This window comes from Curtobacterium sp. LFS079, from assembly GCF_047977865.1.
In the GTDB taxonomy this organism is placed as follows: domain Bacteria; phylum Actinomycetota; class Actinomycetes; order Actinomycetales; family Micrococcaceae; genus Arthrobacter.
The window spans coordinates 25822-38185 of record NZ_JBFPFO010000001.1 but is presented as its reverse complement, the minus strand read 5'-3'; the positions used below and the strand labels follow the sequence as shown (position 1 = coordinate 38185).

Here is a 12364-nt window from a genome sequence, read left to right as displayed (position 1 = left end):
CCGCTAGATGGTGGCCATCGTCTAGTGGTGCGGGAACCGTCTAAATGGAGGGCCATCCGATTCCGGCTGCCAGGCTCACTCCCGGACCGCGGGAATTCCACCGCCGGCGGATAGCGGCGGTTTCCGGCGTCGGCGGGGCAAGATGGAGGCACGACGAAAGGAAGCTGACGTGGATCACAGCGCGCACGGAACCCATGGAGAGCACAGGGATCACGACGGCGGCACGCGAGTCTTCGGGGAAGGTGCCGAAAGCGCGGAACAGCTCTGGGACGACAGGTACCGTGAGCAGTCGCGGATCTGGAGTGGCAGGCCGAATCCACAGCTCGTGGTGGAAACGGCGGGCCCGGCTCCCGTACACAACGCCACCGCGCTGGATCTTGGCTGCGGCGAAGGCGCCGACGCGATCTGGCTGGCACAGCAGGGCTGGGCGGTCACCGCCGTCGACGTTTCCGCCGTCGCGCTTGAACGTGCGGCCGCGCACGCTGCCACCTCAGGTGTGGAGATCAGCTTCCAGCGGCAGGACCTGGCAACGTGGCGGCCGGACACGGGTTTCGGGCTGGTGTCGTCCCAGTACCTGCATTCGCCGCTGCTGGACTGGCGCGCGTCCGTGGCGACGGCAGCCGGGGCTGTGGCGCCCGGCGGGACGCTGCTGGTGGTGGGCCACTACCCGCAGGGCCAGCACGCTGCGCGGGAGACGTTCTACACGCCGGAAGAGCTGGGTGCAGCGCTGGAGGGTGTCCTCGATACCTGGACCGTGAACGTCCTTGAGACGCGCGAACGGATCGTCACCGGTCCGGACGGCGAGAGCAAAACCCTCGTGGACACGGTGCTGCGGGCAACCCGGAGCTGAGCCCACTCACCCGGGCGGGCGGCAGTCAGTTGGGCGTGAGGACCGTGGTGCGGACCCCTGCCGCGGTTCCGGCCGCCCGCGGCGAGACGAGCAGCCCGACGACGGCGATCACCGCCGTCAGCGCGAACACCCCGGCGAAGGCGTACCCCGACCCGAGCATGTTGAAGACCATGCCTGCCATGGCCAGGGCAAGGGCGCTGCCGATGGAGTCGGAGATGGACAAGGCCGAGCTGTTGAAGCCCTGGGCGTCGGGCTCGGACAGGCCGATGGTCAGGGTGCTCAGCCGGGGGAACATCAGGCCCATTCCGGCGCCGCCGAAGGTCCAGCAGATGATGGCCGGCAGCGGCGGCCAGGCGAAGACCACGGCCGCAAACTCCAGCAGCAGCACCGCAAGCACCACCCACGTGCCGGTCCGGATGGCCACGGCGTTGCTGATCCGGGCACCCCAGCGGCCTTGGATTCCCGAGGACGTGGCCCAGGCCAGCGCCGAGCCCGTGATGGCGAGGCCCGCGAACGCCGGGGAGAAACCGTAGCGTTCGGTAAGCAGGTACGGAAGGTAGACCTCGGCGCCGAAGAAGGCCGCGGCCACCAGGCCGCGGAGCAGGATCACGCTCGGCAGCCCGCGACTGGCGGTGAGGGTGCCGCGCGGCAGCAGCGGACGGGCGGCGAACAACGCAACGATCAGGGCGGCGATGGCCAACACCCAGCCTGCCACCGGGACCTGCCCGGACAGGTTCAGGGCGAGGACCGCGACGCCGGCCAGCACCGCCCAGCCGATCCGGCCCAGCTTCCACGGGACAACTGTCCCGGACGCGCCGCCGTCGGCCGGTCCGCGCATCTGGCGCAACGCCGGAACGGTCATCGCCAATGCAGGGACCACGAGGGCCACGACGCCCAGGAAGACCCAGTGCCAGCTGATCAGCTCGGCCACCACGCCGGCAGCGAACGGTCCCACCATGGACGGAACCACCCACACGGCGGCGAAAGCGGCGAACATTTTCGCGTGCAGCCGTGCGGGATAGGCGCGGGCAATCATCACATAGAGGGCCACGGTCATGGCGCCGCCGCCGAGGCCCTGCACGAAGCGGCCGGCGACGAACACCTGCATGGACTGGGCCGTTCCCGCGATGAGCAGACCGGCCGTGAACAGCACCACCGAGGCGTAGAGCGGCCCCGCCGGTCCGCGCCGGTCCGCCCAGTTCCCGGCCACCACCATGCCCACCACGCTGGTAGCCAGGGGCGCCGCGAAGGCCAGGGCGTAGAGCTCCAAGCCGTCCAGTTCGAGGCCCACCCGCGGCATGATCGTGGTGACCGCCATGGCCTCGAAGGCGACCATGAACACCAGGGCACAGGAACCCACGGTGGCCAGGAGGTAGGGGCGGCGCAAAATCCCGGCCGAAAGGTCGTCGTGGGGCATTGGCCAAGCGTAGCAACCCGGTGATTTTTCTTGTTGCCTTCCGGGAGGAAACAACCAGCTGCGATCAGCTTGCGGCGGCTAAGCCGTCGGGTTCAGTTCGGCGACGGGGACCACGACGGCGCCGCTCGCCGTCGTGTCCGGGTTCAGCATCCAGCCCACGCGCTTGGCCGAGCTGAGGACCACCACGCTTTCCACCAGCTCGATGCCGGGAATGCGCTGCTGCAGGGCGAGTTCGGCGTTCATCACGTCCGAAAGCGAATGCAGCCACATGACGATCACGAAGTTGGTGCGGCCGGTGGTCGATGCGCTGAGCCGCAGGTTCCGGAAGCCTCGCAGTTCGGCGGCCGCGGCCTCGTGCTGGCCCGCCGGAACGTTGGCGAACCACAGGCAGGTCACCGGGTAGCCGGAGAACTTCTGCGCCACCTCGCAGCGGAAGGACAGCACGTGGCTGGCGAGCAGCCGGTTGAGCTGGCGCTGCACGGTGGCGGGGTTCCGGCCCAGCGCACGGGCCATGTCCGCTGCCGTCGCCCGGCCGTCCTGGGCCAGGAAGGGGATCAGGTCCAGATGGCTCTGCGGCAGGTCCGGACCCACGCGCGCCCCGGCCGGCGAGGATTCCGGACCGGCGAGGGCCTTGAGGGCGGCCTGCTGCGAGCGGTCCAGGACGTTCAGGCGCCAGGCATGGCCGCCGGTGTGCAGGCGGGTGCAGAGGGAGGTGCGGTACTTCTGCAGCCCTTTGATCTCCTTGAACTGCGGCACCACGGAATCGGTGAATGCGGCAAGGGTGGGCGTGATGACGGTGAGGATCAGGTCGCGGTTGCTGGCGGCCTCTTCGACCGTCACGACCTCCGGAATCGCCGCCAATGCCGCGGTGACGTCCGCCCTGAGCCGCATGTCGCAGTCGATGTCCACCAAGGCCAGGCACATCTGCTTCGGGTCGCCGATCAGATGGGCAGTGGTCCAGGCCGCCCCGGCCGAGCGGAGCCGCTCCCAGCGGGCGGCCAGGGTGGTGGCATGGACGCCGAGCACCCGGGCAGCATCGGACCAGCTGATCCGCGGGGCAATCTGCAGCACGCTGATGAGGTCCAGGTCATCTTCGCTCAGTTCCATCGCCACCCCTTCCGCCATGCGCGATTCCTGCGGAAATCATCCCACTTATGAATTTTTCCTGCCATTTGGCCGGATGTGAACGGCATCACTCCACAATTGCTTGGAGAGGATTTACCGACCATTCGGAAAGGCAGACCACATCGTATGACCATCGCCGCAGACGCCCGGGAGCTCCAGGAAGACATCGTCCGGTTCCGCCACGAACTCCACCGCGAGCCCGAAATCGGCCTGGACCTTCCACGCACGCAGGAGAAGGTGCTCAAGGCGCTCGACGGACTGCCGTACGAGATCACCCTGGGTGAAAGCACGACGTCGGTCACCGCGGTGTTGCGCGGCGGCGCACCGGGCGCCCCGGCGGAGAAGCCGGCCGTGCTGCTGCGCGCGGACATGGACGCCCTGCCCGTGCAGGAGCGCAGCGGCGTCGACTACACCTCCACAGTGGATGGCGCCATGCACGCCTGCGGACACGACCTGCACACCGCCATGCTCGCCGGCGCCGCGACGCTGCTGGCCGAACGCCGGGAGGAGTTGGCCGGAGACGTGGTGCTCATGTTCCAACCCGGAGAAGAAGGCTACGACGGCGCCGGGCACATGATCCGGGAAGGCGTACTGGACGCCGCGGGCCGCCGGGTGGACGCCGCCTACGGCATGCACGTCTTCTCCGCGATGGAACCGTACGGCCAGTTCTGCACCAAGCCTGGCGTAATCATGAGCGCCTCGGATGGCCTGTTCGTCACGGTGCTCGGCGCCGGCGGGCACGGGTCCGCGCCGTTCGCCGCCAAGGATCCGGTGACGGCGGCCGCCGAGATGGTCACCGCGCTGCAGGTGATGATCACCCGGCAGTTCAACATGTTCGATCCGGTGGTCCTCACGGTCGGGGTGCTGCAGGCCGGGACCAAGCGCAATGTCATCCCGGAAAGCGCCCGCTTCGAAGCGACCATCCGGACCTTCTCCGATGCCTCCCGCGAGCGCATGATGAAGGCCGTCCCGGCACTGCTCAAGGGCATCGCCGCCGCCCACGGCCTCGACGTGGACGTGGACTACCGCGGCGAATACCCGCTCAGCATCACCAACGAAAACGAAACCACCACCGCCGAAAAGACCATCCAGGAAATGTTCGGCGAGTCCCGCCACACCCGCTGGGCCACCCCGCTCAGCGGATCGGAGGATTTCTCCCGCGTCATGGCCGAGGTGCCCGGCACATTCATCGGGCTCAGCGCCGTCCCGAAGGGGGCGGACCCCCACGCCGCCGCCTACAACCACTCCCCCTTTGCCACGTTCGACGACGGCGTGCTGGCCGACGGTGCAGCGCTCTACGCCGAACTGGCTGTCTCCCGCATCGCCGCCCTCGCCGGCGCCCGCAACTGAATCCCCAACTCCCCCTTTTGGAGCATGACATGACCACCACAGGGACCCAGACCCCCGTCCAGGAACACAAGTCGCACCTTCGCACCCTCATCGGCACCGGCATCGGCAACGCCGTCGAATGGTACGACTGGGCCATCTATGCCACCTTCGCCCCGTTCATCGCGGGCGCCCTGTTCAGCAGCGCCGACCCCACCTCGGCAATCCTGTCCACCCTGGCGATCTTCGCCGTCGGCTTCGTGGCCCGACCCTTCGGCGGCTTCGTGTTCGGCTGGATCGGCGACCGGATCGGCCGCAAGACCTCCATGACCTTCGCGGTCGCCCTCGGGGCCTTCGGCAGCCTGCTGATCGGCGTCGCGCCGACCTTCGAATCGGTGGGCGTGTTCGCCTCGATCATGCTGCTGTTCGCCCGGCTCGTCCAGGGCCTGGCGCACGGCGGCGAGCTGCCGTCGTCGCAGACTTATCTTTCGGAAATGGCCCCGAAGGAAAAGCGCGGCTTCTGGGCAACGCTCATCTACACCTCGGGCACGGTGGGCATCCTGCTGGGAACCCTCCTGGGCGCGGTCCTGTCCGCGGCACTGACCAAGACGGACATGGCCGCCTGGGGCTGGCGCGTCCCGTTCATCCTCGGCGGGTTCCTTGGCATTTACGCCCTGGTGATGCGGGCCCGGATGAAGGAGACGGAGGCATTCGAGGCCGAGACCGTCAAGGAGAAGCACGATCCGATCTGGCCGCAGATCTTCCGGCACCGCAAGCAGGCCCTGCAGGTCATCGGCCTCACCGTGGGCCTGACGGTCATCTACTACGTCTGGGGCGTCGTGGCCCCGAGCTACGCTTCCACCACGCTCAAGATGGACCGCGGCGCAGCGCTGTGGGCCAGCGTGGTGGGCAACGTCGTGTTCATCGCGGCGCTGCCTTTCTGGGGCAAGCTTTCGGACCGGATCGGCCGCAAGCCGGTGCTGATCGCCGGTGCCGGCGGTGCCGCGCTGCTGCACTTCCCGATGACTTGGCTGCTGAAGGATTCCCCGTGGCAGCTGGCCGTGAGCATGTCCGTGATGCTTTTCTTCGTGGCCGCGAGCGCCGCGATCGTCCCGGCCGTCTACGCCGAACTGTTCCCCACCAAGATCCGCACCGTGGGTGTCGGCGTCCCCTACTCCATCTGCGTCGCGGCGTTCGGCGGAACCGCCCCCTACCTGCAGAGCTGGCTGGCGAGCACCGGCCAGGGCAACCTGTTCAACGTCTACGCCGTCGTCCTGCTGGCCATCGGCATCGCCTTCGTGTTCACCATCCCGGAGACCAAGGGCAAGGACCTGACGCACTGAGCTGACGTACCCGTACCCCCGGGGCGGCGCCACAAAGCGCGACAGGCGCCGCCCGGTGGCGCTGGTCACGCGGATTCCGGAGCCAAGGCCAAGAATCTCTTACGAATCACTGGCAGATGTATCAGGAAAGCACACTCTTCCCCTAGCTTGGGCCCATGACGAACACCTCTTACGACGTTGTAATTGTTGGTGGAGGCCACAACGGCCTCACGGCCGCGGCCTACCTCGCACGGGCAGGCAAGAGCGTGCTCCTGCTTGAGCGCGATGACCATCTGGGCGGTGCGGCCGTCTCGGCCGCGGCCTTCGAAGGTGTGGACGCGCGCCTGTCCCGGTATTCGTATCTGGTCAGCCTGATGCCGAAACGGATCATCGAGGAACTCGGCCTGGACATCGAGCTGGCCCGCCGGCGCTATTCCTCCTACACGCCTGTTCCCGGCAACACCACCACCGGCCTGCTGATTGACGGAGCGGACGCCGGAGCCACCCGGGAATCCTTCAATCGCGCGGCCGGCAACGATGCCGACTTCGACGCCGTGCAGGAGCTCAACGCGGACACCGGCCGCCTGGCCCGGGCCCTGTTCCCTACTTTTTGCGGGCCGCTGCCCAGCCGTTCCGAAGCCCGCAAGCTGCTCGACGACGACGCCCTGTGGGACGAGTTCATCGAGCAGCCGCTGGGCCGGGCCATCGAGCGGCGCTTTGCGGACGACGTCGTCCGCGGCGTGGTGGCGACCGACGCACTCATCGGTACCTTTACCTCGCTGGACGACCTCAAGCTGGACGCCAACCGCTGCTTCCTCTACCACGTCGTCGGGAATGAAACGGGCGACTGGGACATCCCGATCGGCGGCATGGGTGTCGTTTCCCGCGAGCTGGAGCGGGCGGCCAGGGAGGCGGGTGCAGAGCTGGTCACCGGGGCCGAGGTCACGTCAATTTCCGACGACGGCGGCGTCCGCTACCGCCTGAACGGTGACGGACCCAACGGTGGGGAGCACGCCGTCGAGGGCCGGCGTATCCTGGCCAATGTCGCGCCCTGGGTGCTTGACGGCCTGCTCGGCAAACAGCACGTGGATGCGGACCGGCCCGAAGGCGCCCAGGTGAAGGTCAACTTGCTCCTTGCCAGGCTCCCCCGCCTCAACGACGAATCCGTGGCCCCCGAGGCTGCTTTCGGCGGAACGTTCCACATCAACGAAGGCTACGGACACCTTGAGGAGGCCTTCCAGGAAGCACTCCGGGGCGGCATTCCGGACCCGCTGCCGTGCGAGATCTACTGCCACTCCCTGACGGACCCGAGCATCCTCTCGCCCGAACTCGTCGAGGCCGGGGCCCAGACCCTGACCGTCTTCGGCCTGCACGTACCCGACCGCTGGATCACCGAAGAAAACAACGACGCACGCCGCGAGGAACTCCAAGGGGCCGTGCTCGCGTCCCTGAACTCCGTGCTTGCCGAGCCGATCGAGGACCTCATCCTCAAGGACGCCAACGGCAAACCCTGCATCGAGACCAAGACCACCCTGGACCTTGAGCACGCCATCAACATGCCCGGCGGCAACATCTTCCACGGCTCACTCCAGTGGCCGTTCCTCGAAGACGAAGCACCCCGGAACACCGCGGCCGAACGTTGGGGAGTCAGCACCGGGAACCCACGCATCCTCGTCTGCGGCTCCGGTGCGCGGCGCGGGGGCGGCGTGAGCGGTGTCGGCGGCCACAATGCCGCGATGGCCGTGCTGGAAGACCTCGCTGAGTCGTAAGGAAGCGCGTACCGCCCCTGTGGCGCGCAGCGCGGGATCCAGCTCTGCAATTCCTCAGGATTTGCCGCAGTTCCTCAGGATTCATCAAGGATTTCCCTTGATTCGCCAATCCCGGCCGGCCCTTTGCCACCATTGTCCTAGGAAGTGGTGACAACGAGCCGGCCACCGGTGAACAAGGAAGTAGCCATGAAAATCCTGCAGCCGCACAAAACCATTGAGGAATCCCGGTCATGAGGGCCCGGCGCTGCCAGGTCCATGAGCTGCACGCCTGCACCGACGCCGAATGCCTGCGGCGGGTACGCGAACTTCTCATCCGGATGTGGGAAACGTCGCCCGATGTCGCCGAACCGGACCGGACAATGTTTGAAACCGCGGTCCTGAAGATCGCAGCCGGCATCGCCCGGCACGGCGCCGAAGGCGACCGCCCCTGCAACCTGGTCCTCGAGGTTTATCCCCACCGTCTGGACGCCCGCTTCCTGGGTGCCCGGTTCAGGGACGACAACTACTGGGCCCTCGACCGGACACGGAGGGCCGCCTGACCTCCTTTGACGCGGCAAGGCCCGCGACACACCGTCTTTGACGGTGTGTCGCGGGCCTTCGAGCATCAAAAGGGGTCAGGACTGCGGCTAGACCAGCTGCTCCTTGCGGGTCTCCGGAGCCCAGACGATCGTCACCACCATGCCGAGCAGGAGGACTCCGGCCAGCCAGTACATCGACACCGGGATACCCCAGGCGTCCAGGCTCAGCGGCAGGAAGAACGTTCCGATAGCGGAGGCGATCCGGCTGAGCGCATTCACCAGGCCGACGCCGGAAGCCCGGATCTCCGTCGGGAACAGTTCCGGCGGGTAGACCTGGGTGATGTTGGAGGCACCGGACATGACGAATGTGTAGATGGCGAACGGAATCATGATGTAGAGCGCGGGCAGATCAGCCATGGCGCCGAGGGCAGCGAGTGAGACCGCCAGGATCAGGAAGGTCCAGATGGTGAACCCACGCCGGGGCATCTTCTGGACGAACCACAGACCCACCACGCCGCCGGCCAAGAGGAAGAGGTTGATGACCAGGTTCTGAAGGTCCGCGTCCTCGATCTTCAGCTGGCTCAGGATCGTCGGCACGAACGTGTAGATGGCGAAGTACGGCAGGACCTGGGCACTGTAGAACAGCGAGCCGAACGCGGTGCGCCTCCACATGGTCTTGCTGAACAGCTCGCGGTAGCTGCCCGAACCGGAGCTGACTTCGAATTCGGCGGGGTTGAGTTCGACCTTCAGGTGCTTGCGGACGATGGCGCGGGCTTCTTCCACGCGGCCCTTGCTGATGAGCCACCCGGGCGACTCAGGCGTGCCGATACGGACGATCAGAACGACGACGGCGGGGATGAAACCGCTGGCGAGCAGCCACTTCCAGGCGTCAGGATCGGCGTTGGCGTAGGTGCTGAGGACATTGGCGATCACGTAGCCGACCGTCCACAGCACTGTGAGGGAAGCCAGCATGAGCCCACGGTGGCGCCGTGGCGCGAATTCAGACAGAAGGGTGGGGCCGACGGCGTAGTCGGCACCGAGCCCGAATCCGATGAGCAGGCGGAGTATGAAAAGCACTTCCACGTTGGGCGCCCAGAACTGCGCCAGGGATGCCACAGCGATGAGGGCAAAGTTGAGGACGTAGACGCGTTGCCTGCCGATGATGTCACCAACCCGCCCGAGGCAGAGGCTGCCGAAGAAGAGACCGATGAGGGCGGAGCTTGCGAGCATCCCCTGCCAGAATCCGTCCAGATGCATCTGGTTGGAGACAGCGGGAAGGACGCCGCTGATGATGCCCAGCGCGTAGCCGTCGGAGAAGTTTGCGCCGAAAGTCATCGCCGTGACTTTGAGGTGGAAGCGGCTGAAGGGAACCTCGTCGAGGTTCGGGTAGAGATTTCCGGTCTTGATCGCCGACATTGCTAGGCCTCAAATCCTGTGAGCAGGTGAATATGTTGAATCGCTTGGGCCAGGTCGCTGCCCAAGGAACGGTCGCGTGGATCCTCGGTTGCCAACAGGCTGCGCGCCTGGGCGAAGTACTGTCCCAACACCGTGTCCGGCAAGGGCTCCCTGTCCTGGAGGATGAGCGCACGGACGGATGCGAGCAGCTCGCAGGCAAGGACGACCGTTGCGGCGTCGATGCACTGTTCGAGCTGTTCGACGGCCTGTGTTGAGAAACTTGCGTGATCCTCGGTTCCGCGCGAGATCACGACGGAGCCGAGGGAGGCCGGGTGCGCGGCGGAACGTAGCCGGGCGAGGGCGGCCGCCGCGTTGTACTCAAGGAGCATGGTGCCGCTGCTGCCCGGTTCACCGGCCGACAGGAAGGGGCCGAGGCCCGTCATCTCGGGGTTCGAGAGGTCGTTCAGGCGGGCCAGGGACAGGTGGGCAACGCTGGACAGCGCCAGCTTCGCGTGGTCGACCGCCAGCGCCAACTCCAGGGTGTGGAAGTTCGCATTGTGGAAGACATCCTGGCTCTCGACGCTGACGTAGGGGTTTTCAGCGGCGGAGTTCAGCTCGACCTCCAGGACCCGGGTCAGCATGTCCAGTGCATGGCTGAGGGCGCCCGCCACCTGGGGCATCGCCCGGAACCCGTAGGAGTCCTGGACGCGCTTGCTGTCCCAGTGCTGCTCCGACAGAAGGGTGTTCATCTCGCCGGCAACGCGCATCTGGCCCGCATGGGGCCGGGCCTTGTGGACTTCCGGGGCATACGCCTCGAGTGATCCGCGGACCGCCAGGAGCGAAATCGCAGCCACGCGTTCGTAGGTGGCGAGCCAATCATTCAGGGTGCCTGTGAGCAGGGCAGCCCGGGCGATGGTCATGGAGTTCGTCGAAATGAAGGGAAGGGCATCCCCCTCATGTGGCTGCCAACTGGCCTCGGTACTCCCGTCAGCCAGCTCGGCTTCCCCCATGAGTCCGAGGGCGATGTCTCCGAAGGCGCTCAGGTCCCCCGTCCCGATGGCGCCGAAGGCACGGACCTTGGGCAGCCTCGCGTTGTTGAGCGAGGATACGAGGGCCTGGACGATATCGGGATGCATGCCGGAGCCGCCGCGGAGCAGCTGGTTCAGCCTCACGAGGACTGCGGCGCGGACGGTGGAAACGGGAAGCCAGGGGCCGGATCCGGTGGCGTGGCTCCGGAGGAGGGTGACGTCCTTGTCACCCCGCGGGCCGTCGACGCTGATGCTCCGGTTTGCCCCGACGCCGGTGGTGCGGCCGTAGACGGCGCGCCTGCCGGCAACGTTTTCGATGGCGCTCCATGACTGCGAAACGAGGACCGCCGCGGCGTCGTCGACGTCGACGGGCCCAGCCGACCTGGCCAGATCAACCAAGCGTTGGCAGCTCAGATGCTGGCCGCCCAGCACCGTGGCCGTCTGCGCGAGGCTCTGTTGGTTCTTCATGTACATCATGTCCTTGGTTTGCTTCGGGCCTGAGCCGAAGCAGTTGTGGATGAAACTGCCGCAAAACACCAAGGGGTGCCCGTCCAACGGATCGCTGGAGCACAAATCTCTTTGTCGGATGCCCCAGCAGGCGGATTCGCGTGTCCTGAACGCGAGGCCGGCCTGCCACCCGGAGGATCACCTGGGAGTGAACTGCGTCATATGCAATTGAACCTGCTGCGACGCCTCAATGGGGGGCTTCGAGGGATTAATGGGTCTCAGTACTGAGACAGGCTGCCATATCAGCCCGCCGAGCGGGCAACGCCCAGGCGTTTCGTCAGCTCTTGTGCGCACTCCGTGACCTGCTTGGCGTACTGCCCGCCAAGCTTTTCGATCTCCGGTGCCACGCCATGCCGGCCCCAACTGGTCCGGTCTTGAGACTCGGAGCTTGAGAAGCGGGCGATGTCGCTGGCAGGCACGGTCAGCGCGACGCTGGCCACGGGATGGGACGAGCGATCGAACACCGGAACGCCGATGGAAAAGAGGCCGTCGGTTACCTCTTCAGCCTCCCAGGCGTAACCAACGCGACGCATCTGGTCCAGGAGCGCGATGAGTTCCGGCACGGAGGCGGGTCCGCGGCCGTTGCGAAGGGGCAGGTCGTGCTGCCCGGCATAGAGCGCCGATACCTGGGCCGGGGTCATCCACGCCATCATGGCCCTTCCGCTTGCCGTGAGATGGGCCGGGAGGCGGACATCCTTGCCCGTCACCAGGGAGGGCCTGCGGGGAGCGCGCTGCTCGATGATGTAGATGACCTCCCGCCCGTGCATCACGCTGAGATGGGCGGTGTTGCGCGAACGCTTGACGAGGCCGGCGATGGGATGCTGGGCGATGCGTTGCAAGGGGACCTGCCGCGCGTAGCCGGTTCCCAGTTCGTGGGCCACGGCACCGAGGGCGTAACGGTGCTCTTCGGGGAGATGGGTGACAAAGCCTTCGCGGACCAGGGCCGTCAAGAGGTGGTAGGTGGTGGACCGGGGAAGCCCCACCTCCCGCGAAATGGTCGAGGCCTGCACGGGCGCGATCTGCGTTCCGATGAACTGGAGCACGGAGAGGACCTCGTAGGCGGAAGGAACCTGGGAGGAAACACGCGTGGTAGCCATGGTCCCATTC

General features: G+C 66.8%; 10 protein-coding genes. 5 read left to right on the top strand and 5 right to left on the bottom strand.

The window, feature by feature from the left end:
- Positions 1-169 precede the first annotated feature (169 nt).
- Entirely contained in the window at positions 170-850 is a 681-nt protein-coding gene (locus ACNQPB_RS00175) for a class I SAM-dependent methyltransferase (protein ID WP_498748077.1), read from the top strand.
- A gap of 25 nt (positions 851-875) precedes the next feature.
- On the opposite strand, the gene ACNQPB_RS00170 is transcribed toward ACNQPB_RS00175, so the two are convergent.
- Complete coding sequence (locus ACNQPB_RS00170; protein WP_498748075.1) at positions 876-2267, bottom strand: MFS transporter; 1392 nt, start codon at positions 2265-2267, stop codon at positions 876-878.
- A 78-nt stretch (positions 2268-2345) separates the two neighbouring features.
- Entirely contained in the window at positions 2346-3374 is a 1029-nt protein-coding gene (locus tag ACNQPB_RS00165) for an Lrp/AsnC family transcriptional regulator (RefSeq protein WP_498749045.1), read from the bottom strand.
- Between the two features lie 144 nt (positions 3375-3518).
- Here ACNQPB_RS00165 and ACNQPB_RS00160 point away from each other — a divergent pair, with 144 nt between their 5' ends.
- The 4 genes from ACNQPB_RS00160 (at position 3519) to ACNQPB_RS00145 (ending at position 8348) form a co-directional block, all read left to right on the top strand.
- The gene (locus tag ACNQPB_RS00160; RefSeq protein ID WP_498748073.1) at positions 3519-4742 is read left to right on the top strand and encodes a M20 metallopeptidase family protein; all 1224 of its coding nucleotides are present in this window, start codon (positions 3519-3521) and stop codon (positions 4740-4742) included.
- Between the two features lie 29 nt (positions 4743-4771).
- Entirely contained in the window at positions 4772-6061 is a 1290-nt protein-coding gene (locus ACNQPB_RS00155) for an MFS transporter (RefSeq protein ID WP_498748071.1), read from the top strand.
- 155 nt (positions 6062-6216) lie between these two features.
- Positions 6217-7809: a phytoene desaturase family protein gene (locus tag ACNQPB_RS00150; protein WP_498748069.1), complete on the top strand. Its 1593-nt coding sequence runs from the start codon at positions 6217-6219 to the stop codon at positions 7807-7809.
- Positions 7810-8039: 230 nt separating this feature from the next.
- Positions 8040-8348, top strand: coding sequence for a hypothetical protein (locus ACNQPB_RS00145; RefSeq protein ID WP_498748067.1), 309 nt, complete (start codon positions 8040-8042; stop codon positions 8346-8348).
- A gap of 87 nt (positions 8349-8435) precedes the next feature.
- Here ACNQPB_RS00145 and ACNQPB_RS00140 read toward each other — a convergent pair whose 3' ends face one another.
- From ACNQPB_RS00140 to ACNQPB_RS00130, 3 genes are all read right to left on the bottom strand, one after another.
- Positions 8436-9743 (bottom strand): MFS transporter, encoded by a 1308-nt coding sequence (locus tag ACNQPB_RS00140; RefSeq protein ID WP_498748065.1) that lies wholly within the window; start codon positions 9741-9743, stop codon positions 8436-8438.
- Positions 9744-9745: 2 nt separating this feature from the next.
- The gene (locus ACNQPB_RS00135; RefSeq protein ID WP_498748063.1) at positions 9746-11218 is read right to left on the bottom strand and encodes an aromatic amino acid ammonia-lyase; all 1473 of its coding nucleotides are present in this window, start codon (positions 11216-11218) and stop codon (positions 9746-9748) included.
- 281 nt (positions 11219-11499) lie between these two features.
- Positions 11500-12354 carry an IclR family transcriptional regulator gene (locus ACNQPB_RS00130; RefSeq protein WP_498748062.1) on the bottom strand — a complete coding sequence of 285 codons (855 nt, stop codon included), beginning with the start codon at positions 12352-12354 and terminating at the stop codon, positions 11500-11502.
- Positions 12355-12364: the final 10 nt, after the last annotated feature.